The sequence below is a fragment of the Microbacterium sp. TPU 3598 genome, assembly GCF_002356155.1.
GTDB classification, from domain to species: Bacteria; Actinomycetota; Actinomycetes; order Actinomycetales; family Microbacteriaceae; genus Microbacterium; species Microbacterium maritypicum_A.
Window position 1 is genome coordinate 2339945 of the sequence record NZ_AP017975.1, and the last position, 22705, is coordinate 2362649.

Below are 22705 nucleotides of genomic sequence, written 5' to 3' on the forward strand. Positions count from 1 at the left end.
TCAGCCGACGACCAGGCGCGGGGTGCCCGCTTCGTATTCGACGAGGTCGCCGGTCTCACCCGCGCGATGCGCCCTCCCGCCGATCACCAGCATGTAGATGAGGAACACGGCGAGCGCGGCCGCACCGATCCCGATCTTCACCGGCCAGGGCAGTGCCCAGCCCGTCACGAATCCCTCGACGAGCCCGGCGAGGAACAGCGCGAAGACCAGACCCATCGCGACGGTCGCCAGCGCCCTTCCCTGCTCGGCGAGCGCCTGCCCACGCGTACGGTGCCCCGGGGCGACCCAGGCCCAGAAGACGTGCAGCCCGGCGGCGGCCGCGACGAAGATGCAGGTCATCTCGAGCATCCCGTGCGGAAGGATGTACAGCACCATGAGGTCGGCTTTGTCGTGGACGGCCATGATCGCCCCGGTCGTGCCGAGACCCATCGCGTTCTGCACCAGCACGTACACCGGCCAGATCCCCGTGACGCCGAAGAGCACGCACTGCATGGCGATCCAGGCGTTGTTCGTCCAGACCATGCCCATGAACGCCGCTGCCGGGTTCTCCGTGTAGTAGCCCGTGAAACTCTCCTCCGCATACTGCGCGAGGGCCGCAGGCGGCCCCAGCGTGGCCACGATCGCGGGGTCGCTCGCGATCCATGCGGCGGTGCCGACGGCGACCGCGATGAACGAGATCGCGATGACCAGCGTCGTCCAACGCAAGCGGTACAGGGCCGCGGGAAGCTGCCACCGGAAGAAGCGGCTCGTCTGGGTGAGGATGCTGTCGGATGCGCCGGTGAGTCGCAGCCGGGCGCGGACCAGGATCGTCGACAGGTACGCGCCCTGCGGCGAGTCGCCGACGGACGTCTTCAGTTCGGCGAGATCGGCGGAGGCCGCCCGATACCGGACGATGAGCTCATCGATCCCGTCGCCGTCGAGACGGGCGCGACTGAGCTGGTCGAGCCGCTCCCATTCGGCGCGGCGTGCATCTGTCAGCGCATCGGCATCCACCTGATTTACTGTACTCATGTCCGTCCCGATCGACGTCTCCGACGAGGTCCTGTCCGGCGAGGCCGTCGCGCTCGACGTGCAGCCCGTCGGGTTCCTGCTGCGAGCGCTCGGCGCCGCGATCGACATGCTCCTCGGCTACGCCGTCTTCATCCTGTGGATCTTCCTGCGCATCTGGCTGCTGGACGCGGGCGTGCTCGATGAGACGACGGATCGCATCGCCGTGGTCTCGGCGTTCGTGGTGAGCTTCGTCGTGCTCCCGATCACGATGGAGGTCGCGTTGAAGGGACGCAGCCTCGGCAAGCTCGCGGTCGGTGGACGGATCGTGCGCATGGACGGCGGCGCCGCGGGTTTCCGTCACGCGTTCATCCGCGGGCTGCTCGGCGTCCTCGAGATCTACATGACCTTCGGCGGGATCGCCGTGCTCACGGGCGCGTTCACCGCGCGATCGCAGCGTCTGGGCGACCTCGTCGCCGGGACTTACAGCCAGCGCGTGCGCACACCCGCTCTGAGCTCGCACGTCCCCGTCCTTCCCTCACCGCTGGCCGGCTGGGCGCAGATCGCCGACGTCGCCCGGTTGCCCGACCGTCTCGCACGCCGGATCTCCCAGTTCCTGCAGAGTGCCCCGCGCATGATCCCGGCGGCGCGGGCACGCGTCGCCCAGGATCTGCTCACCGAGGCGAGCCCGTTCGTCTCACCGCTGCCCTCGGCGCCGCCCGAGCAGGTTCTGATCGGCATCACCGTTCTGCGTCGCGAGCGCGAGCGGCGCGCGCTGGAGAACTCCGATCGTCGTGCCGAACGGCTCACCGGCCGTCGGGTCGGCGTCTAGCGGACGTCCGCAGGAACCCTCCCACCACCACCGGGCGACCCGATCGAGCCCGCCGGTGCGTCAGAAACGGATCGCGTCGATCACCTTCACCCGCAGGGCGACGAGGGCGGGGATGAAGCCCGACACCGCGCCGACGATGACGGAGGCGAGAAGCCCGATGAGCGCCGCCCGCATCGGGAACGGCGGGATGTCCTGGATGCCGTAGAACAGCGACGTGATGACCCATTCCGACCGCAGCACCGCGACGACGATCGCGATCCCGATCACGCCGGCCACCGTCGTCGCCACCAGACTCTCCAGGAACACCGCGAAGAAGACCCGCCCCGAGCTCGCCCCGAACGCGCGTCGCACACCGATCTCGCGCACGCGCTGGCGCATCGCCACGAGCTGGATGTTGATGAGGCTCAGCGCTCCGAGGGCGAGGATCAGCGCGGCGATTCCTCCGGTGATCATCTCGAAGGTCGCCTGGGCGTCCATCGCGCCGGGCTGCGCCGCCCAGTCCGATCTGTTCACCGTGACCGTCTGTCCCGCAGGCAGGCCCGCCCGGAGGTCCATCGCGAGCACCGGGGCGATCTGGTCGACCTGCCCCGTGCCCATCCAGATCTCGTACTGGGTCCACGCCTCCGTGGGCAACGCGTCCACGCGAGCCCGGTACGCGTCGTAGAGCAGATCGACGCGAAGCTCTTCGTCGCCGAAGCCCTGGCGAGGTGTGACTCCGATCACCTGGTACGTGCCACCGGCCGGACCGCTCAGGGCCACCGTCGGGTGCTGCGACAGCGGCACACGCCCCAGACGGTCCCAGAGGGGCTCGGTGATCACGACGGGGGGTGCCATCGCCTCGGTGTCCGAGTCGATGAACCAGCGCCCGTCCAGAAGCCGCTCGCGATGGATCTGCGAGAACGCAGGATCCATGATGCGCGCCGGAACCGGCGCTATGCCGTCGGGAAGCTGCAGGTCCACCGTCAGCCCCTGGGAGATGCGCGCGGTGTGGCTGAAGCCGAACCGCTCGGACACACGACTGAAGCGGGCATCGAAGCCGTCGGCGTCGACGGGAGAGCCGTCATCGCTGTTGACGGAGACGACGACGGTCGCGGCGCGCCCGCCCCACCGGTCGGACTGCTCGGCCTGGAACTGGCGCTGGTACTCGGAGAACGCGACGACCGCGGTCAGAGCGCCCACCGACACCGCGATGCCGATCAGGCTGAGCAGCACACGCAGCTTGTGCACCCGGATCTCGGCCCAGGCGTCGGAGAGAGCACCGAGGAAGCCGGTCATGCGATCACCTCCGGCGGCGCCGAAGGCACCGACGCCGCGAGGGTCGACGCTTCGAAGGCGCGGCTGAGGTCGGCGGCTTCCAGGCGGCCCGCATCGAGGCGGTAGTGCCGACGTGCCCGTGCCGCGACATGGAGGTCATGGGTGATCGTGACCAGTGCAGCGTCCGTCTCGGTGGCCACCTCGTCGAGGAGCGACATCACGGATGCGCCGGTGTCGATGTCGAGCGCGCCCGTCGGCTCGTCGGCGAGGATCAGGACGGGTCGGCGGACCAGCGCCCTGGCGATCGCGACGCGCTGCTGTTCGCCGCCGGAGAGCTTGTCCGCGATCTGCTCGACACGATGCCCGAGGCCGACCCGCTCCAGCATGTCGGCGGCGATCTGACGACGGTTCCAGAACATCTTCCCCTTGGCGTGGCCCAGCGGCATCATCACGTTGTCGATCGCCGTGCGCCCGGGAAGAAGATTGAACTGCTGGAAGACGAAGCCGACGTTGTCCCCGCGCAGGCGGTCGAGCCGACCGGAGCGCATCCTGCGCACCTCGCGTCCTTCGAATGCGACGGAGCCCGATGTCGGTGCGTCCAGCATGCCCAGGATGTTGAGCAGGGTGGATTTCCCGGATCCCGACCGACCCACGATCGAGACGTGGTCACCGGCTCCCACCTCGAGGGTGATCCCGCGGAGGATCTCCAGCCGGGAGTCATCCGCCAGGAGCACGCTCTTGGAGACGTCGTCGAGCGCGACGAGACTCACCAGTTCATCCCGCTGTCGCACTGCTCCACTCCCGGGGAGACCTCGTAGCAGAACTCCTCGACGGGAGCCACGAAGCCGGGGACGAACTGACGGATGCTGTCCCCCTCGGCCAGCCCCTCCGTCACCTCGACCGTGACGCCGTCGTTGACGCCGAGCGTCACGGCGCGCTCCTCGGGGTCGGATCCGTCGCCCGCGTCCACCCAGACCTTGCCGGATCCCGCGCCGCCCTGGACGGCGGTGACCGGGATCACCAGAGCATCGTCGACCTGGCCGAGGGCGAGGTCCATCTTCGCGGGGAGTCCGGCGAAGACGGTCTGATCGACGGGGATGGCGCAGCGCACACTCGCCGTGCCCTCCGCGGTGACCTGCACCCCGACTCCGGTGCACGCGAACGGCGCGGGACCGCCGGTGATGGTGACCGTCGCCTCCGTGGGCGCGTTGACGAGGCGGTACAGCTGCACAGGGTCGACCGTCGCGAGCAGGTGGTACTTGGCCGGGGTGAGCTTGTACGCCTCTGTCCCGACCGTGGTGGCCTGGCCTTTGACCATGGCGAACTCCGACACGTCGCCCGCTTCCGGCGCGACGACGTCGATGTCCTTGCGCGGCTCTTCCTGGCGCACGGTGTAGAGCTTCTGGCCGGCGGCCACCGCTGCTCCTTCACCCACGTGCACGGCGAGGACGGTGCCGTTGAGCTCGCCGCGGACGACGTAGGCGTCGTCGCGGGCCACGTTCCCACTCAGGCTCAGCGCGTTGACCACCGAACCGCGTTCCACCACCACCACCGGATCCGTGATCCCCGCCTCAGGGCTGACGACGCTCTCCGCGCGGTCGGGGAAGAACGCGATCTTGACGAGTGCCGCGGCACACGCTCCGAAGACCACCACGAGAAGCAGGGGGAAGATCCAGCGGCGCCAGACGATCACGAGTGCCTTTCCAGCCGTGCCGCCCTGGCACGCCTGCGGTCAGCGTATCCAGACTTCGGATCCTCGCCGACGGCTGCGTCCGCGTGTCGACGCAACGCCGTCAGGCGCGGAGGGCCTCGTGACGGACCACCAGCCAGCCCGCGGGAACCGAGAGCCGGTCCGCATGCGGTGAGCACAGATCATGTGCCTGCGGGTCGTTCGCGGCGCCGAGCGGGCCGAGCGCCGCCATCTGATCGCCGTAGTCGTAGGTGAGGGTGGCTACGGCTTCGCGCGCGCAGCCGACCTTCGAGCACAGTCGTCCGTCCATCTCCGCCAGCGTACGGCGCGCCCCGGGTGAGCGCCGGATGCCGCGCCGAGTGATCCTGGCACCGCCTAGACTTTCGTCATGCCCCGCCGCCGCACCGCTCATGCCTCCGCTGCCCCGCGGCGCGGTGCACGCCACGGACGACACGGGCGTCTCGGCCGCAGCGAGGTCGTGCGACCGCCGCTGGCTCCACTCGACGGCCGCCTCGACAGATTCGACCTCACCGTCGGAACGGCCGTGGAGTTCCTCCGCGGGACGTGGCCAGAGTTGCAGGACGTCCGGTTCGAGATCGGCGCGATCCCGGGTTTCGACGCCGGCGAAGAGGTGCCGCGCTGGTACCTCGATCGCGACAATCGACGTATCGTCCTGTTCCGACTTCCCATCGAGCGGCTCCTGCCTCCGGGGCACGACGATGCCGCCCACAGACGCATGGCCATCGAGAGCGCGGTGTTCCGGGCCGCCGCGGAGTACGTCGGCCGTGAACCGTGGGATCTCGGTCACGAGCACTGACACTCCGGCGGCCGGGGCACCCGCATTCCGTCAGGGATAGACCGTGATCGGCTTCTCTCCGCCGCTGCTCGCCTGCACCGGGAGCACTGCGAGCGCCCCGGGTGCCGTGAGGGTCACGGCCGCGTGCACGGGCGCCGTCGTCCGCATCCGGTACGTCGTCCGCCCCTCCACCGCGATCCCGCCGGTCTCCCCCGCGGGGATGACGACCTCCTGGGCCTGACCGCCGTCGACCGGCTCGAGTGTGACGGTTGCGTCCCGGTCCGAGGTGTTCGACACCTGCAGTCGTGCATCGGGACCGGAGGGCACGGCGAAGACCACCTCGGCGTCGATCTCCGGCGCGGGGGTGACCCACGCGAAGTCCGAATCGAGACCGAAGCCGTCCTGCTGCCTGACCCCGGCGAGGAGCGGCACGTCGGATTCGACCTCGACGGTGTACCGACCGGGCTCGAGGCCGGAGAGCGAGACCTGAGCGGGAAGATCCGCCTCGACGGGCACGGTGAACTCGTCTACAGGCACCGTGGCGCCCTCGGCCTGCACCTTCACCTGGACCCGAGCGTCGACGCCGGGGGCCAGCACCCGGAGAACGGCCATCTCCGCGTCATCGCCGTTGGCCGGGAACGCCTGCACTCCGGTGAAGACGAGTCTCTGCTGGGGTCCCGCGACCGAGTCCTGGAGATCGATGCCGGCAGGATCGAGGACGCGCACGAGCGAGGACTGGAGGGCCGCTCTCACCGGGGCTCCCACCGCGCTCACCTTGACCACCGGCAGATCGTTGCCGGTGGCGAACGAGGTCAGAGGGAGCGCCGTCTGCGAGCGCGGAGGGACGATGACCGTCCGGGTGCTGCGGGCGGCTCCGTACACGGCGAGGGTCACCGTCGACGGGACCTCGGTCGCGTTGGTGAGGGTGATGATGTCTTCGGTGCCGGTGTCGATGCTCCCGCCCACGAGCCACGACTCCAGCCTCGGCACGCCGCAGGGCAGGGCGGCGTACCCCGCGAGGTCGTCCGCGGCGATCGTGACGGACTCGGCACCGGCGATCAGCGGTGCCGAACGCCCATCGACCGGGCCGGTGAGCACCTGCGGTCCACCCGCATCGGGCAGATCGGGTACCTCAAGCGTCTCGGACGACGGTCTTCCGGCCGTGCCTCCGGACGTGAGGCTCGTCGGTGCCGCGGAGAGCATGTCCAGGGGGGCCGACGCGTCACGACCGAGAGCACGGAGATCGCCGTTGCAGACCAGCACGCTGTCGCCAGGCACGGGTGTGACCTCGACCTGCGCGGGGTCGTGCGCGACGATCGGCCACGGCGCATGGATCGCCGTGGCGACACCGACGACGCAGGCGGCGATCACGGCCACGCCCGTGATGACACGGGCGCTGGTCGCGGCGACCCGGAAGGCGCGGTTCCCGTTGCTCATCGGTCCTCCTCCATCGGCTTCGCGTGTTCGTCGTGGGGGCTCGCCGAAGCGCCGTCCGCCGACCCACCGTCCGCTGTCGCCTCGCTCACTGTCACCTCGTCCACCGGGCCAGCGGCGTCATCGATCACCGGATCAGCGATTGGCGCCAGTGCCTCGTCGTTCAGGGCGGGCGCGTCCTGGGGGTCCTCGATCACCCCGACGGGCGCTTCATCAAGGGAATCCCTGTCCTCCGCGTGCCGAGGCAGCACGATCGGCTCCTCAGGCACGCGACCGACGATGCGCGACTGGGCGCGAGCCGCACGACGCGACGCGCGGGTCGGGATGGACAGCAGGAGGGCCGCGAAGACTGCGAGCAGCTGCACGGTGATCACGAGGCGAGCAGTGCCCTGCTGGGCGGATGTCAGCGGTGGCTGTTCGGCGGCGTCGGCATCGAGACGCCAGAGCACGCCGCGATCGGTGGTGCCCGCGTGCACGAGGCCGGCACGCTGATCGATCGAGGCGACCGCCGCGGTACGAAGCGCCCGCGCCTTGTCCCCTTCACCAGGAACCTCAGCGACCAGGACGTAGCTGATCCCTTCGGCGGCCAATGCTCCGGGCGCATCGAAGTCGCGGGCCGAGAGGAGATCCACGGCCAGGGCGGAGATGTCGGCTCCCTGCGGCTCGACCGCGGTGGAGATCATCGTCGACTGCGACCCCAGCGTCTCGCTGGCTCCCCAGGCCACTTCTGCGGCCAGTCCTCCGTCGTTCTGCGGGGTGAGCACGAGGGTCGCGATCGGCCGATCCCCTGCGGCCTGTGCGGCCACATACGAGGGCAGCGTCGACTCAGGACCGTTCGTGAGCACCGAGCGCCCCATGTGCAGCGCGCTGAGCGCCGGGATCGCGCAGACCGCCAGTGTCACGGCCGCGGCGACGGCCGCGAAGATCCGCAGACGCGGAAGCGTGAGCGCGGTGTCGAGCGTCACGAGGGCAGCCCCTACGACACCGATCCACGCCAGGCTGAGTCCGGTACCCGGCCAGATCGCCACCGGCGTCCCCTGCGCGAAGCTCACCGTGACCCCGACCGCGAGGAACGCCGTGGCGAGCCCGGACAGGGCGACCACGAGCAGGGTGATCCCCGCGCGCCAGCGTGGAGCGACCGCCGCACCGAGCGCCAGCACGGCGAGAGGTGCGCACAGGAGTGGTGCCCACACGGCGATGGGTGCGGGCAGAAGCGCCATCCAGCCGCCCAGCTCCGATGTCGGGAAGCCGCCGGCGATCGCGAGGCGTCCGGCGGCGTCAGCGGCGGCCTGGGGGCCCGCCCAGATGAGTCCGGGGTCGCCGAGGATCCCCAGAGGCGTGCCGTGAGCGAGCTGCCAGATCACCAGTGGTGAGAACAGGGCGATCGTCGGCACCGGCAGCCAGAGCAGTCGCCCCGCGCCACGGAACTGCGCCGTTCCCAGCACGATGCCCAGGGCGACGATCCAGAGCAGCGCAAGGGCGGGTGCCAGCGACGGTGCGCAGGCGAGCACGGCGGCGAGGAGCAGCGACGCGCTCCCGGCGGCGCCCCATGACCGATGGGCGACCACAGCGCTGTGGAAGAGCCAAGGAAGCAGGAGATGGACGAGCACCGCGGCCGGACGTCCGTCGACCAGGGCGGTGAGGAACGTGGGCGCGAGCGCCCACGCGATGCCGGCGAAGATCCGGAGCCCTCCGCGATCGGTCACTCGCGTGGCGGCGAACCACCCTCCCAGAACTGCGAGCGGGAGGGCGAGGATCCACAACAGCACCATGGCGAAGGAAGGGCCGGCAGGCCAGAGCGTCCCGAGTACCGCGACCACGGAGGCGAAGGGGTCGGCAGGGCCGACGAGGCCGAGGGCGACGTCGCGGGTTCCCCACGCCGCATCGCTCCAGAGCGCAGCGATGGTCTGACGGAGCGGCAGCAGTCCCCCGCCCCCCAGCGTCGGCCAGGCGAGCAGGCTCGTGAAGGACGCGATGCTGACGACCAGGGCCGCGAGTACGGCCCAGGCCCCACCACCGGAGAAGAAACGCAGTTCGCTGACCGCACCTCCCTCGCTTCCGTGCCCGTCATCCAGACGCCGTCGCAGCTCGGAGGACGTCACGCGCAACGGAGCGATGCTGGCCCAGGCGGAAGTGCGGAAGGCGCGGATGCCGGCGCGGGAACGTGCGACCGCACCGAATCGGAACATGGCCGTGAGGGCAGCCCCCCATTCGGGGAAAACAGCCTCGGGCCGCTTGCCGACGAGGTCGGTGATGGAGCGCCACAGCGCGAGAGGAAGCAGGCTGAGCCAGTGCAGCGGCACGGCCGCGGCCGGCGCGTACGCCAGCCGTCGGTGCAGCTGGGCCAGGCGGGTCACGTAAGCGCGGCGCGTTCGACCAGACGGAAGCGCGGCAGGACCACCCGACGATGCCGAGACCCGCGCACTCGGCGCGAGGACGACACGGCCACCCCCGAGGCGTGCACGGACCCCGAGGTCGAGTCCCTCATCGGCCCCCGCGAGGGCCGGATCGGGTCGCAGGGCATCGCGCACCTCGCCACGGATGAGCATCCCCCGCACATCGGCGCCGAGAGCATCGTCGGAACGGTCGTGCTGACCCTGATCGAGCTCTCCCGCCGCGAGTTCGACGGAGCGGCCCCACGCGGTCATGCTGACGCCGAGCGAGACGATCTCGCGCTCGTTGTCCGTGGCGACGAGCTTGGGGGCGACGATGGCGGCGGACGGCGAGCGCTCCAGCGTGCCGCTCAGACGCTCCAGCGCCCGAGGGTGCGGCGTCGTGTCCTGTGCCAGCAGCCAGACCGCAGACCCCTCGGGCACTCGAGGTCGGGCGAGCTCCACCGCCTCGGCGAAGGACGTCGAGGCACGCGCCTCGATGATCCCTTCGACGGTGCCCGCCACGACCTCGCTCTCGCGCACGGACGACGCATCGCCGCATACGACGAGGGTCACCGCCGCCGCGGGGGTGGTCTGCGTGCGAAGGGCGTCGAGAGTGCGGAGGAGTTGCGCTCGGGAAGAGGATCCAGTGCGCGCGACGATGATGGCGTGAACTCGGGCTGGCATGACGTCGTCAGCCTATGCGCGCGAGGGGCGACGTCGACGCACCGGATACGGCGCGCCCGCGAAGCCGGTGGCATCGTCGCTCTCGCGCCGATGCGGGTCCGTTCAGCTCGCGCGGCGCTTGAGCTTCCGGCGCTCGCGCTCGGACAGGCCACCCCAGATGCCGAACCGCTCATCGTTGTTGAGAGCGTATTCCAGGCACTCCCCGCGGACGTCGCACGACGTGCAGATCCGCTTGGCGTCCCTCGTCGATCCACCCTTCTCGGGGAAGAACGCCTCCGGGTCGGTCTGCGAGCAGAGAGCGTCGCTCTGCCAGGCGAGAGCGTTGTCGTCATCGCCGGCATCGGTGCGTCGAACCCCGGGAACACCGAGGTTGATCGGATCGACGAACCAGTTCTCCGGTACGTCTGAACGGTAACCCGTCATCTCGATCTCCAACCCTGTCTCCGCCCCCCGGCGGGCCGTGCGCATGACTAATTACACCCGTGTCATTCGCTCCGGTCAAGTCGCGGATCGTAAACCCTCAAGCGACTATTGAAGGTTCATGGACCATCACCGGCGTGTCGGGATGCGGTGATCGGCCGCGGGGATCATCGCCCGGGACCGGCGATGAAGACCTCGCCCACGCCCGAGAGCGTGACGGTCGCCTCGTCCGTGTCGGCGAAGGCGACCGTGCCGACCGCGAGCACGAGTTCGTCCCCGGAGGCCGAAGAGACGGTGACGTCTCCCGCGGTGGCGAGCACCATCGTCGGCCCGGAGACGTCGAGGGTGAGGACGGCTCCGTCGACCACGACGCGCTCGAGGGCGAAGTCGGATACCGGAACGGGATACGGCGTGACCGGCCCCGCGCTCTCTGCCCGCAGCACCGGCACCTCCCCGGGAGTGGTGTCGAGGATGGTCAGGAGCTCGGGCACATCGATGCGCTTGGGCGTGAGGCCGCCGCGAAGCACGTTGTCGCTCGCGGCCATGATCTCGACGCCGAGCCCGGAGAGATAGGCGTGCAGCAGACCGGCGCGCAGGAACACGCCCTCTCCACGCTCGAGCACCACATGGTTCATGAGGAGCGCCACGACGACTCCCGGGTCCCCCGGGTACGTCGCCGCGACGTCGGCGATGGCGCGGAGCGTCGTGCTCCACTCCCCCGCCTCGCCCCGAGCCGCGGCGGTGACGATCGCGCCGATGATCTCGTCGACCTCGTCGTCCGCCTCCCCGCCGAGCAGCCAGGCGATCACGTCGCGCAGGGCGTCGCCCTCGGCACTCAGACGTGTGCGCAGCTGTCGGACCCCACCGCTGTCATCGAGCGCATCGAGCAAGAAAAGCGTGTCAGGGACGGGACGCAGTCCGCTCAGCGACTCGAATCGATCGCTGAGCGCCACCAGGAGTTCGGGTTTGTGGTTGTCATCCCGATAGTTGCGCTGCGGGTCGTCGGCGTCGAGACCGCTCTCCCGCGCCCACCCCGCGCGCGCCTGCTCGATCGTCGGATGCACCTGGATCGAGAGCGGGCGTCCCGCCGCGAGCAGCTTGAGGAGGTAGGGAAGTGTGCCTCCCGTGACCTGATCGAGTGTGCCACCGCCGGCGACGTCGGCCGGGTCACCGGGGTGATCGCCGAACCAGACCTCCGCCTCCGGAGCGCCGGTCGGTGTGCGTCCCTCGAGTCCGGCGAGGAGGGAGTCCGATCCCCAGGCGTAATCACGGGGCGTGTTGGTGAGGCTCAGCAGCATGCCACCAGCGTAGAGCCGCGTCGCCGCGTTCAGCGACGTCGGGAGCGCGGGACGGTAGCCTGAACGCGATGGCCCAGTACACGAAGCATCCGGTGTCTGCCCCGCCCACCGCGCCGGAGCGCGAGTCGACGGGGCATCTCATGCTGCGCGGGTATGCGATCGTCGTGCTCTTCGTGACCTTCGCCCACTCGGCCGTCTACAACCTGCTCGGGCCGGAGGGCGCCGCGATCACGCTCGCCGTCTTCACGCTGGCGACGCTCGGCATCGGCGTCCCGATGCTCGCCCGCAATCGGCCGCAGCCTTTCCGCTGGCGTCGCCTGCCATGGACCGCGCTCGGCTACACGACCCTCGCGCTCGTATCCGTGGCCTGGTCGCAGTGGCGCGGGCCGACGCTCATCACCTGGGTCCTGCTCGCGTCGGTCACGGTCAACGCTCTCTTCATCGCCCACGTGCTGACCTGGCATGAGATCGTCCGCGCTCTCTCCTCCGCGTTCAAATGGATCCTCGGCCTCTCCCTGGCGATCGAGCTCTGGGTCTCTCTGGTGCTTCATGGACCGCTGCTGCCGAACTTCCTCGAACTCCCGGACGGAAAGATCGATCCGCAGTGGTACTGGGTGCGCGACAACCTGTTCGACGGGGGCAGGATCCAGGGCATCGTCGGAAACGCGAATCTCCTGGCGATCATCTCGCTCTTCGCGATCATCACATTCGGAGTGCTGTTCGCCGCCAGAGCGCGGTGGCGCACGACGCTCGCCCTGTGGATGCTCCTCGCCGCGTACTTCCTGTTCCGTACGGCATCGGCCACTGCGATGGTGTGCGCAGCCGCCGTCGCAGTGGTCCTCGTCGTCGCACTCCTGATGCGCCGCGCCCGCACCCCCGGCGCACGCACGCGCATCTACATCGTGGCCATCGGCGGCGCGGCGATCGCGGCCCTGGGCGTCTGGCTGCTGCGCGAGCCGCTGCTCGGTCTCCTCGGCCGCAGCGCCGATCTGACCGGCCGTTCGGACAAGATCTGGACCAAGGTGCTGCAGCGCGCCGGTGAGCACCCGATCTTCGGCAACGGCTTCTCGAGCCCCTGGATCCCGACGGACCCCGCTTTCGACGAGTGGATCACCGACCACGGCATCACCGTGTTCCACGCGCACAACATGTGGTTGGACGTCCTGCTCCAGCTCGGTGTCGTCGGCGTTGTGCTCATGGCGGTCGCGTACGGCACGCTGCTGTGGCGCTCCTGGTTCTTCGCCGTCGACCGTCCCCGCTGGGATCTCGACGGCGCACGACCGTTCTCCCCGCTGACCCTGCTTCCCAGCCTGTTCACGGTGGTGCTGCTGGTGCAGGGCTTCTCCGAGTCCACGCCGATCATGCTGTGGGGGTGGATGCTCCTGGTGCTCCTGTCGTTCAAGCTCAAGTCGGTGCCGCTGGTCGGCGTCGGCGAGCGCGACCTCCTGTTCGAACGCGGCGCTCGGCAGCGGCGGGTGCCGTGACGCCGGCGCGCCCGATGGTCCGCCTGCTCGGATCGGTGGAGCTGGCTCGTGCGTTCACGCTCGCTGCCCTGACCGCGGTGTTCGGATCGTACGCGATCCGGCAGATGACGTCAGCCGTCACGCTGGCGACGATCATCGCAGCGCTGTGCCTGCTCGGCGCGGCGATCCTGTGGGTGCGCAGGGACGAGCTCTCCCTTCTGCGCATCGCGCCGTCGTCGCTGCTCGCATTCCTCGCGTGGGCCCTCGTGAGCGTCTTCTGGAGCACGGACAAGTCCGACACGATCTTCGGCTGGATGTCCCTGTTCGGCTATGCGTTCCTGGCGATCACGATCGGACACATCCGGGACACCCTCCAGACCGTGCGGGCGATCGGAGACACGCTGCGGGTGCTCCTCGCCGCCTCGCTCGCCGTGGAGATCCTGTCGGGCGTGCTTCTCGACCTGCCGTTCACATTCCTCGGCGTGCAGGGCGACCTCGCGGCGGGCGGCCCGATCCAGGGGCTGTTCGGCAGTCGCAACATGCTCGGGTTCATCGCGGTGATCGCACTGATCACGTTCGTGATCGAGTGGCGGACGCAATCGGTGAACGCACCGCTCGCCGTGATCTCGATAGGGCTCGCGGGGTTCCTGGCGGTGCTCTCCTCCTCTCCGACCGTCCTGGTGCTCGCCGGTGCCGTGGGCGTCGTCACGGTGGCGCTCACGATCGTCCGGCATGCGCCTCCGGAACGACGGACGATCGTGCAATGGATGCTCGGGGTCGTGGTCACCCTCGCTCTCGCTGCCGGCTTCGCGCTGCGCCACCAGATCATCGCCCTGCTCGACGCCGGATCCGACTTCTCGCTCCGCGCCTCGCTGTGGAACACCATCCTGGACTTCGTCGCGGTGAAGCCGATCCAGGGCTGGGGATGGTTCGGTGACTGGGCTCGCGGCGAATACCCGTTCACCTACATCAACTTCCAGCTCGACGATCGCCACCAGAGCGCGCTCAACGCGTTCTTCGACGTGCTCCTGCAACTCGGCGCCGCGGGCCTGGTGGTGTTCCTGCTCCTGGGCGGTGTCGCCCTGATCCGCTCCTGGCTCGTGGCGAGCACACGACGATCGGTCGTCTACGCGTGGACCCCGATCATGCTCGTGACCCTGGCGGTCGACTCGATGTTCGAGAGCTTCACGCTCGTCGGCGCCGGGTGGTTCATGCTCGTGCTGTGCGCCCTGCGTGCCGGGCAATCGCGGTCGTGGCGCGAGAACATCGATGCGGCGCATACGGGCGCCATCCCGACGCTGCGTCCGCAGGAGTAGCCGGAGAGCGTCGTCAGCGCACCGAGGGAAGCTTCGCCGCCCAGGTGATCGCGTCGCGCACGCCGTCGTCCACAGAGCGCTCCGCACGCCAGTCCAGGACATCCGCCGCGCGATCGACGATCGCGAAGGCGCCCGCCTGGTCTCCGGGGCGGCGATCGGTGTCGATCGTGGGAAGGGGCTCACCGGTGACGCGCTCGAACGCCGCCACGAGCTCGCGGACGGTCACGCCCTCCCCTGTACCGATATTGATCACCTGGTAGGGCTCATCGGGTGTGGAGACGTCGTCGAACCTCTGGACAGCGGCCACGTGCGCGAGCGCAAGGTCCCAGACATGGATGTAGTCGCGCAGCCCTGAGCCGTCGCGGGTGGGCCAGTCGGTGCCCGTGATCGAGAACGGCTCACCGGTCGCGCGGGCCCGCATGATCTTCCCCAGCGCGTGCGAGGGCAGGGGGTTCTGCAGGCCGGTACGCATCTGCGGATCGGCTCCGATCGGATTGAAGTAGCGGAGAGCGATCGCGCGGAAGTCGTCGTTCGTCGCCGCGTCCTTCAAGATCTGCTCGACCATGGCCTTTGTCGTGGCGTAGGGACTGGACGGTGCGAGGGGGCTGTTCTCGTCGGCGCCCTGACCGCTCTCCCCCGCGTACACCGCCGCCGAGGAGCTGAACACGATGCGGGAGACACCCGCGTCACGAAGCCGCTGGAGCAGCACGATGGTCCTGCCCACGTTGGTGTCGTAGTAGCCGAGGGGGTCGGTTACCGATTCGGCCACCACGATGCGGGCCGCGCAGTGGACGACAGCATCGATGTCGGGGTGATCCGAAAGGAGACGGGTCAGGATCTCCGGGTCGGCGATGTCGCCCTCATAGAGATCGCGCCCCTCACAGAACGCTCGAAGGCCCGTGGACAGGTCGTCGAGGATGACCACTTGCATCCCCGCCTCGATGCACGCGGTGGCGACAGTGGATCCGATGTATCCGGCGCCGCCGGTGATCAATACCTTCATCGCAGCCAGTCTAGCCATCGTCTCTCTGCGGCCGAGGTGAGCCTCTCCGCTGATCCCGAGGGAGCGGACGGTAGGCTACTCACTGCTCGTCATGTCCCGCATCGTCCCCGACGGTGACACGTGGTGACGGAGCCCTCAGCCCCCTGAACTGCCATCGATCTTCGAGGAGAAGGTATGACCGCGGCGCCCGCTGCATTCGATCCGAAAGCGGCGACGATCGTCGTCGTCACCTTCAACAGATCGCATCTGCTCACCGGACTTCTCACCAGCATCACGGCGATGGACCCGAAACCCGGGCGCGTCGTGATCATCGACAATGCCTCCTCCGACGACACGACCGACGTGGTCGAATCCTTCCGCGACACCATCGGCACCGAGGTGGTGTATCGCCGCTTGGAGACGAACACGGGAGGCTCCGGCGGGTTCAGCGAGGGCATGCGCACCGCGTATGAGCTCGGATCCGAGTGGATCTGGATGATGGACGACGATGTCGAGGTCGTTCCTGACGGTCTCGCGAAGATGGGCAAGTGGGCCCCTCGTTTCAAGAGCATCCAGGGTCGCCGCTACGACTACGACGGCAGCGAGTTCTACTGGCAGTACCGCATCGCGGAGCGCATGGGCATCCCGATCCCTTTCGCTCCCTCGGGCTTCGACGACTCCGGCTTCAAGGAGATGAACAGCGGTTGCTTCGAAGGCATGTTCATCCACCGATCGGTCGTGAAGCAGATCGGCCTGCCCGACCACCGCTTCTTCATCTACTGGGATGACCAGATGTACGGGTGGCTGGCCTCGCGAAAGACCACGGCCGTCATCGTCGACGAGTTCGTGCTGCGCCGCACACGCGAGATCAAGCAGTGGGACATGGGCATCCGCCACATGAACGCCTCGAGCAACGCCTACCGCTTCTACATCATGCGCAATCGCGCCTACATCAAGCACTACTACCGTGTGCACGACAACTACAACCCCGTGCTGTTCGGACTCGGCACCGGGATGACCTTCGCGAAGGAACTCATCCGCCTCTTCTTCGTCGAGCGCACCGTTCGCGGCACGAGCAACCTGTTCCGCGGGCTCAAGGAAGGCCGCAAGATCAGCCGCGACCGCTCCTGGAAGCCCATGCCCGCGCTGGAAGACGCCTCATGAGTGAGCCGTCCCCCGAGCTCCGGTGGGCACCGATCGAACCGAAGCCGAGGAACAGGGGCCGAATCTGGCTGATCGTCGGCCTCGCGATCGCCGGGCTCGCTATCCTCGGCGCGCTGGTGTTCTTCCTCCTCCCCCACGGCGGGTCTCTGGAACCGAGGGCGAGTGATTCTCCCCGCCCGACAGCGACCGCGTCACCGTCGTCGCCCGCAGAGGAGCCGACACCGCAGACCACACCTCCATCTCCGGCCGATCCGACCGTCGACACCTTCCGCGAGCAGGTCGGGGGCTGGCTGTCGGATGCACCGCAGGGCCTCGACATCGTCTCCGAGTCGAACCCTGACGACGCCCTTGCCGTCGTGGACTCCCTGCAGCAGGACGCACGTCGCCTATCCGACGCGCCGCCGCCCTCGTCGATCGACCAGAAGTGGCGTGATGGCGTCATGGCTTATTCGCAGCGCCTCACGGAGCTTCGAGCTGCCATCCTCTCGGAGTCCGACACGGCCGATTCCGTGGATGCCGCTCGCGCGGCCGTTCAGGATCTTCAGAGCCTCGTGGGGCTCTGACCACACGCGCCCCGAGCCACGACTAGGAGTTGTAGTCGGCGTTGTACCTGTCGAGCACCTCGGTGATCGGTGCGTCCAGGACCAGCGCACCCTTGTCGAGGTACAGCCCTCGAGTGCAGAAACGCCGGAGGTCGCGCTCGTTGTGACTCACGAAGAAGAGCGTGCGCCCCTCGGCCAGCAGCTCGTCGATCCGGGTGTAGCACTTCTCACGGAAGGCCTTGTCCCCGACCGCCAGCACCTCATCGACGAGCAGGATGGGTTCGTCGAGCTGCGACACGACGGCGAACGCGAGCCGCACCTTCATCCCGTTCGACAGGTGCTTGTACGGGGTGTCCTCGAATCCGGCGAGCTCGGCGAACTCGATGATGCCGTCGTAGCGGCGGGTGACCTCGTCGCGTGACATGCCGTGGAGGCCGGAGGTGAGACGGACGTTCTCTCGCACCGTGAGATCCCCGACGAATCCTCCGGTGATCTCGATGAGGGGAGCCACGCCGCCGTTGACGGCAACCGTCCCCTCGTCGGGCAGCAGCACCTTCGCGACCAGGCGGAGAAGGGTCGACTTGCCCTGACCGTTGCGCCCGACGACGCCGATGGACTCCCCGGGTTGCACCGAGAAGGAGACATCGCGCAGCGCCCAGAACTCACCCGGACGGGAGCGACGCGATGCCCCGGCGAAGAGATCCTTGAAACTGCGGTTTCCGCGTCTGTTACGACGGAAGTGGACGCCGAGCCCCCGCACTTCGATGGCCGCGCCCATCACAGCTCCTTCAGGACGGGTCGTTCCAGGCTCCGGAATGTCCAGATGCCCAGTCCGAGGACCAACAGACTCATGACGACGCTGATCGTCAGAGTGAACGGATTCCACTGATCAGGGAAGAACGGCATGCGATAGAGCATCATGATGCCCGCGAGGGGGTTGAAAGCTCCGAGGGTCTGGAAGATGCCGGGAAGATCGGTGACGTTGTAGATGATCGGCGTGGCGTAGAACATCGCCCGCAAGATCAGCGCCGTCGTGCGTTCGAGGTCGACGAAGAGCACGCAGAGCGGGGCGACGAGCAGGCCCAGGCCGACCAGGAGGATGGTCTGCAGAATCATCGCCACGGGCATCCACAGGATGCCCCAGCCGACATGCACGGTTCGTCCCGGGTCGAGCTCGACGAACAGGTTGACGACGATGAACAGCACGAGCACCGGCAGCGAGAACAGGTACTCGATGCCCTTGCTGAGCACAATGCGATTCACCCAGATGGAGCGCGGGATGGCGGTCGATCGCACCAGCCGCGCGTCTTTCTTGAATGCACGGGTGAAGTCCGAGACCGAGGCGTTGAACCACACCCAGGGCAGCAATGCGCTGATCAGGAAGATGATGTAGGGCTCTTCACCGACGTCGCGCTTGAAGACCTGGGTGAACACGAACCAGTAGATCGCGCTCATGACGAGGGGATCGAGCACCGACCAGAGATAGCCGAGGAGGCTGGTCGAATAGCGGACCTTCAGGTCGCGGGACGACAACAGCCACAACGAATGCAGATATCGCCGGGGCGTCCCGGGCGCCCCGACAGCAGCGTGACTCACGATGTCGAGTCTACGAGAGACTGTTGTTCCACATCGACAGCGCCGAGCCGATGGCCATGTGCATGTCGAGGTACTGGTAGGTCCCCAGACGCCCGCCGAAGTGGACATCTGTCTCGCCCCGAGCGAGCTCTCGGTAGGCCAGGAGACCGCCACGGTCCGCGGCGGTGTTCACGGGGTAGTAGGGCTCATCCCCGCGTTCAGCGAACCGAGAGAACTCCCGCATGATCACCGTGCGGTCCGAGTCGTAGACGTCCCTGCGCTCCGGGTGGAAGTGCTTGAACTCGTGGATGCGGGTGTAGGGCACATCCATGTCGGGATAGTTCATGACGCTCGTGCCCTGGAAGTCCCCGACGTCGAGGACCTCCTGTTCGAAGTCCAAGGTCCGCCAGCTCAGCGCGCCTTCCGTATAGTCGAAATAGCGATCGACGGGACCGGTGTACACGATGGGAACCTGTCCGACCGTGTCCTTCTTGTTGAACGGCTGGGACTCGTCGAAGTAGTCCACATCCAGCTGCACGTCGATGTTCGGATGATCTGCCATCCGCTCGAGCCACGCGGTGTAGCCGTCGGTCGGGAGGCCCTCCCACGTGTCATTGAAGTAGCGGTTGTCGTAGGTGTAGCGCACGGGAAGGCGGCTGACGATATCACCGGACAGCTTCTGCGGGTCGGTCTGCCACTGCTTCGCCGTGTAGTCGCGGAAGAAGGCCTCGAACAACGGGCGCCCCACGAGAGCGATGCCCTTCTCCTCGAAGTTGGCGGCGGTCTTCGCATCGAACTCCCCCGCCTGCTCCCTGATCAGCGCACGCGCTTCGTCGGGCGTGTATGCGGACTGGAAGAATTGATTGATCGTGCCGAGATTCACCGGCATCGGAAACACAGTGCCCTTGTGGGTCGTGTAGACGCGGTGCACGTAGTTGGTGAACGACGTGAAGCGGTTGGCGTACTCCCACACCGTCGGGTTCGACGTGTGGAAGAGGTGCGCTCCATAGCGATGCACCTCGATGCCCGTCTCCGGCTCGGCCTCGCTGTAGGCGTTGCCACCGATGTGAGAGCGACGGTCGATGACCGTGACCTTGCGGCCGGCGTTCGCGGCGCGCTCGGCGATCGTCAGGCCGAAGAAGCCGGAGCCGACGATGAGGAGATCAGTGCTTCTCGCGCCCAATGCGCACCAGCCTTCCGCCGTCGCGCGCGGATTCGAGGGCGGACTCGACGACCTCGAGGGTGTGGACCGCCTCGCTCATCGTCGACAGTTCGCTGGGCTGGCCGAGGACAGCATCACGGAAGGCCTCGAGCTCCGCGCGGAGCGGTTCACGCCTCGCGAAGGCGAAGCGCGTCACATCACCTTCGGACACACCGCGGAACGTGGAGACCGAATCCCATTCGAACAACTCGGTCCCATTCGCGTGGAACGTGAGGTCCCCGGTGGCGGTGTCTGCGACGAAGGTGCCGCGCTCGCCCGTCACGAGAGTGACTCGCTCCTTCATGGGGCTGAGCCAGTTGATGAGGTGGTTGGTGATGATGCCGCTCTCGAGACGTCCCGTCATCGCGATCATGTCCTCGAACTCCCGACCGCTCTTGAACGCGGTCTGTGCGCTGATCGAGGAGTACACCGACTGAGCGACCCATGCCGTGAGGTCGATGTCATGGGTGCCCAGGTCCTTGGCCACACCCACATCGCCGATACGGGCTGGGAACGTGCTCTGGCGCCGGGTGGCGATCTGATAGACCGCTCCTGCATCCCCCTCGGAGAGTCGACGACGAAGCTGCTGGAGCGCAGGGTTGAAGCGTTCGACGTGGCCGACGGCACCGACGAGTCCGCGTGCTTCGAACTCCTCGCTCACGCGGTGCCCCGAGACGCTGTCGTCCGCGATCGGCTTCTCTACCAGCGTGTGCACGCCCGCATCCGCGAGAGCGAGAGCGGCTTCAGCATGGAACCTGGTCGGGATGGCGACGACGGCGATGTCGATACCGGCGGCGATCAGCTCCTGGACGTTCGCGAGGAGCGGGATTCCGCCAGCGACACGATACGGATCGCCACCGGGATCTGCGACCGCGACGAGTTCGACGCCCTCGATGTCGCGGAGGATGCGCGCGTGATGGCGCCCCATGGACCCCACGCCGAGGAGACCGGCCTTCAGCGCGGCCATCAGCTGCCGGCTCCGGCGAGAGCGTTCACCGCAGCGATGATCCGTTCGAGGTCGACTGCCGAGAGTGAGGGGTGCACCGGAAGCGAGACCGCCTCGCGGGCCGCCCGCTCGGTCTGCGGGAGGTCGAGGCCGGGCGCGTACTGCTCGAGAGAGGGAAGCCGGTGGTTGGGAATCGGATAGTAGACCCCACTGCCGATCGAGTGCTCCTCCCTGAGCGCCTTCACGAATCCGTCCCGGTCGTCCTCGACACGGATCGTGTACTGGTGGTACACGTGCCTCGCGCCCTCGGCGATCGGGGGGACGGTGACGCCCTCGAGGTTGGCATCCAGGAACGCGGCGTTCGATCGACGCGTCTCGGTCCAGGCATCGACCTTCGTCAACTGCACGCGCCCGATCGCGGCGTGGATGTCGGTCATTCGTGCATTGAAGCCGATCAGCTCGTTCTCGTACTGACGTTCCATGCCCTGGTTCCGCAGCAGCCGCACACGGCGCGCGGTCTCCTCATCGGCGGTCACGACCATGCCGCCCTCGCCGCTGGTCATGTTCTTCGTCGGGTAGAGCGAGAACATCGTCATCGTGCCGAACGTGCCCACTGGGCGACCGTTCAGCGCGGCGCCGTGCGCCTGTGCCGCATCTTCGTAGAGCGCGAGTCCGCGTCTCTGGGCGATCTCGACGAGTTCATTCATACGAGCGGGGTGACCGTAGAGGTGCACGGGAAGGATGCCGCGGGTGCGATCGGTGACCGCCGCGTCGACGGCGGCGGGGTCCAGCGTGAACGTCTCGGGCTCGATGTCCGCGAAGACGGGCGTCGCCCCAGTGAGCGCCACCGCGTTGGCGGTGGCCGCGAAGGTGAAGGACGGGACGATGACCTCGTCGCCCGGGCCGACGCCGGCGGCGAGCAGGCCGAGGTGCAGACCCGAGGTGCCAGAGTTGACCGCGATGACGGGAAGTCCTTCCACGAAGTGGTCGGAGAACTCGCTTTCGAATGCCGCGACTTCGGGCCCCTGAGCCACCATGCCGCTCAGCAGCACGCGGTCGACGGCCGCTCGTTCCTCGTCGCCGATCAGCGGCTTCGCCGCGGGGATGAATTCCGTCATCGTTCCTCCAATGCGAGAACGCCATCCGTCTCGAGATAGCGGGAGCCGGTCGTCGGGCACACCCAGACGCCGGGTTCGGTTTCCGTGAGGGGCACGCCGGCCTTGCCGACCCATCCGACCCGACGCGCCGGCACTCCGACGACCAGCGCGAAATCGGGGACGTCTTTCACGACGACAGCGCCGGCCGCGACCGTTGCCCACGCGCCGATCGTGACCGGGGCCACACAGGTCGCACGCGCACCGATGGACGCGCCGTCTCCGATGACGACGCCGACGGGTTCCCAGTCGTGTGCGGACTTCAGCTGGCCGTCGGGGGTGACGGCGCGAGGATACGTGTCGTTCGTGAGAACCACCGCAGGTCCGATGAACACGCCGTGACCGAGCACGGCCGGCTCGTAGACGAGCGCGTAGTTCTGGACCTTGCAGTTGTCGCCCATGCGCACGCCCGTACCGATGTACGCACCGCGTCCGACGATGCAGTTCTCTCCAAGGATCGCGTTCTCTCGGACCTGCGCCAGATGCCAGATCGAGCTTCCGATTCCGATGACCGCATCCGGCGAGACATCAGCACTGTCGGCTATCCGAGTTCCGCCGGCGACAGGCACCGCAGGGTCAACGTGTGGAGAGG

Annotated in this window: 22 protein-coding genes; 6 read left to right on the top strand and 16 right to left on the bottom strand. The window is 68.1% G+C overall.

Annotation, left to right across the window (positions count from 1 at the left end):
* The gene (locus MST3598_RS11135; RefSeq protein WP_096359576.1) at positions 1-993 is read right to left on the bottom strand and encodes a stage II sporulation protein M; all 993 of its coding nucleotides are present in this window, start codon (positions 991-993) and stop codon (positions 1-3) included.
* Positions 994-1009: 16 nt separating this feature from the next.
* Between MST3598_RS11135 and MST3598_RS11140 the strand changes: the two genes are divergently transcribed.
* Positions 1010-1819, top strand: coding sequence for an RDD family protein (locus MST3598_RS11140; protein ID WP_029258258.1), 810 nt, complete (start codon positions 1010-1012; stop codon positions 1817-1819).
* Between the two features lie 60 nt (positions 1820-1879).
* Here MST3598_RS11140 and MST3598_RS11145 read toward each other — a convergent pair whose 3' ends face one another.
* From MST3598_RS11145 to MST3598_RS11160, 4 genes are all read right to left on the bottom strand, one after another.
* On the bottom strand, positions 1880-3094 hold the full coding sequence (locus MST3598_RS11145; RefSeq protein WP_029258259.1) for an ABC transporter permease: 1215 nt from the start codon (positions 3092-3094) through the stop codon (positions 1880-1882).
* Complete coding sequence (locus MST3598_RS11150) at positions 3091-3843, bottom strand: ABC transporter ATP-binding protein (protein WP_081859744.1); 753 nt, start codon at positions 3841-3843, stop codon at positions 3091-3093. The genes MST3598_RS11145 and MST3598_RS11150 overlap by 4 nt, the downstream gene beginning before the upstream one ends.
* On the bottom strand, positions 3840-4766 hold the full coding sequence (locus MST3598_RS11155) for a hypothetical protein (protein ID WP_021199834.1): 927 nt from the start codon (positions 4764-4766) through the stop codon (positions 3840-3842). The genes MST3598_RS11150 and MST3598_RS11155 overlap by 4 nt, the downstream gene beginning before the upstream one ends.
* A gap of 100 nt (positions 4767-4866) precedes the next feature.
* Positions 4867-5073, bottom strand: a complete 207-nt coding sequence (locus MST3598_RS11160) for a DUF3499 family protein (protein ID WP_021199833.1) — start codon at positions 5071-5073, stop codon at positions 4867-4869.
* 78 nt (positions 5074-5151) lie between these two features.
* Between MST3598_RS11160 and MST3598_RS11165 the strand changes: the two genes are divergently transcribed.
* Positions 5152-5580 carry a hypothetical protein gene (locus MST3598_RS11165; protein WP_231479885.1) on the top strand — a complete coding sequence of 143 codons (429 nt, stop codon included), beginning with the start codon at positions 5152-5154 and terminating at the stop codon, positions 5578-5580.
* A gap of 30 nt (positions 5581-5610) precedes the next feature.
* On the opposite strand, the gene MST3598_RS11170 is transcribed toward MST3598_RS11165, so the two are convergent.
* The 4 genes from MST3598_RS11170 to manA form a co-directional block, all read right to left on the bottom strand.
* A complete protein-coding gene (locus tag MST3598_RS11170; RefSeq protein ID WP_029258262.1) occupies positions 5611-6996 on the bottom strand; it encodes a DUF5719 family protein in 1386 nt (461 codons plus the stop codon).
* Positions 6993-10052, bottom strand: a complete 3060-nt coding sequence (locus MST3598_RS11175; RefSeq protein WP_231479884.1) for a glycosyltransferase — start codon at positions 10050-10052, stop codon at positions 6993-6995. Before MST3598_RS11175 ends, MST3598_RS11170 begins: the two co-directional genes overlap by 4 nt.
* 102 nt (positions 10053-10154) lie before the next feature.
* Complete coding sequence (locus MST3598_RS11180) at positions 10155-10475, bottom strand: WhiB family transcriptional regulator (protein WP_081859749.1); 321 nt, start codon at positions 10473-10475, stop codon at positions 10155-10157.
* Between the two features lie 164 nt (positions 10476-10639).
* Complete coding sequence (gene manA, locus MST3598_RS11185) at positions 10640-11770, bottom strand: mannose-6-phosphate isomerase, class I (RefSeq protein WP_029258265.1); 1131 nt, start codon at positions 11768-11770, stop codon at positions 10640-10642.
* Between the two features lie 68 nt (positions 11771-11838).
* Here manA and MST3598_RS11190 point away from each other — a divergent pair, with 68 nt between their 5' ends.
* A complete protein-coding gene (locus tag MST3598_RS11190) occupies positions 11839-13254 on the top strand; it encodes an O-antigen ligase family protein (protein ID WP_029258266.1) in 1416 nt (471 codons plus the stop codon).
* Complete coding sequence (locus MST3598_RS11195; RefSeq protein WP_021199826.1) at positions 13251-14549, top strand: O-antigen ligase family protein; 1299 nt, start codon at positions 13251-13253, stop codon at positions 14547-14549. Before MST3598_RS11190 ends, MST3598_RS11195 begins: the two co-directional genes overlap by 4 nt.
* Before the next feature lie 13 nt (positions 14550-14562).
* On the opposite strand, the gene galE is transcribed toward MST3598_RS11195, so the two are convergent.
* Positions 14563-15552: a UDP-glucose 4-epimerase GalE gene (galE, locus tag MST3598_RS11200; RefSeq protein ID WP_036271433.1), complete on the bottom strand. Its 990-nt coding sequence runs from the start codon at positions 15550-15552 to the stop codon at positions 14563-14565.
* A gap of 174 nt (positions 15553-15726) precedes the next feature.
* On the opposite strand from galE, the gene MST3598_RS11205 reads away from it, so the two are divergent.
* Both MST3598_RS11205 and MST3598_RS11210 read left to right on the top strand, forming a co-directional pair.
* Positions 15727-16695, top strand: coding sequence for a glycosyltransferase family 2 protein (locus MST3598_RS11205; protein WP_029258269.1), 969 nt, complete (start codon positions 15727-15729; stop codon positions 16693-16695).
* On the top strand, positions 16692-17258 hold the full coding sequence (locus tag MST3598_RS11210; RefSeq protein ID WP_096359578.1) for a hypothetical protein: 567 nt from the start codon (positions 16692-16694) through the stop codon (positions 17256-17258). Before MST3598_RS11205 ends, MST3598_RS11210 begins: the two co-directional genes overlap by 4 nt.
* A 22-nt stretch (positions 17259-17280) precedes the next feature.
* On the opposite strand, the gene MST3598_RS11215 is transcribed toward MST3598_RS11210, so the two are convergent.
* The 6 genes from MST3598_RS11215 to MST3598_RS11240 are packed head-to-tail and all read right to left on the bottom strand — an operon-like array spanning position 17281 to position 22682.
* Positions 17281-18015: an ABC transporter ATP-binding protein gene (locus MST3598_RS11215; RefSeq protein WP_029258271.1), complete on the bottom strand. Its 735-nt coding sequence runs from the start codon at positions 18013-18015 to the stop codon at positions 17281-17283.
* Complete coding sequence (locus MST3598_RS11220) at positions 18015-18833, bottom strand: ABC transporter permease (RefSeq protein ID WP_029258272.1); 819 nt, start codon at positions 18831-18833, stop codon at positions 18015-18017. Before MST3598_RS11220 ends, MST3598_RS11215 begins: the two co-directional genes overlap by 1 nt.
* Before the next feature lie 10 nt (positions 18834-18843).
* Entirely contained in the window at positions 18844-19995 is a 1152-nt protein-coding gene (gene glf, locus MST3598_RS11225; protein ID WP_029258273.1) for a UDP-galactopyranose mutase, read from the bottom strand.
* Positions 19976-20980, bottom strand: a complete 1005-nt coding sequence (locus MST3598_RS11230; RefSeq protein ID WP_029258274.1) for a Gfo/Idh/MocA family protein — start codon at positions 20978-20980, stop codon at positions 19976-19978. The genes glf and MST3598_RS11230 overlap by 20 nt, the downstream gene beginning before the upstream one ends.
* Positions 20980-22077 carry a DegT/DnrJ/EryC1/StrS family aminotransferase gene (locus tag MST3598_RS11235; RefSeq protein WP_029258275.1) on the bottom strand — a complete coding sequence of 366 codons (1098 nt, stop codon included), beginning with the start codon at positions 22075-22077 and terminating at the stop codon, positions 20980-20982. The genes MST3598_RS11230 and MST3598_RS11235 overlap by 1 nt, the downstream gene beginning before the upstream one ends.
* On the bottom strand, positions 22074-22682 hold the full coding sequence (locus tag MST3598_RS11240) for an acyltransferase (RefSeq protein WP_029258276.1): 609 nt from the start codon (positions 22680-22682) through the stop codon (positions 22074-22076). The genes MST3598_RS11235 and MST3598_RS11240 overlap by 4 nt, the downstream gene beginning before the upstream one ends.
* Between the last annotated feature and the right edge of the window lie 23 nt (positions 22683-22705).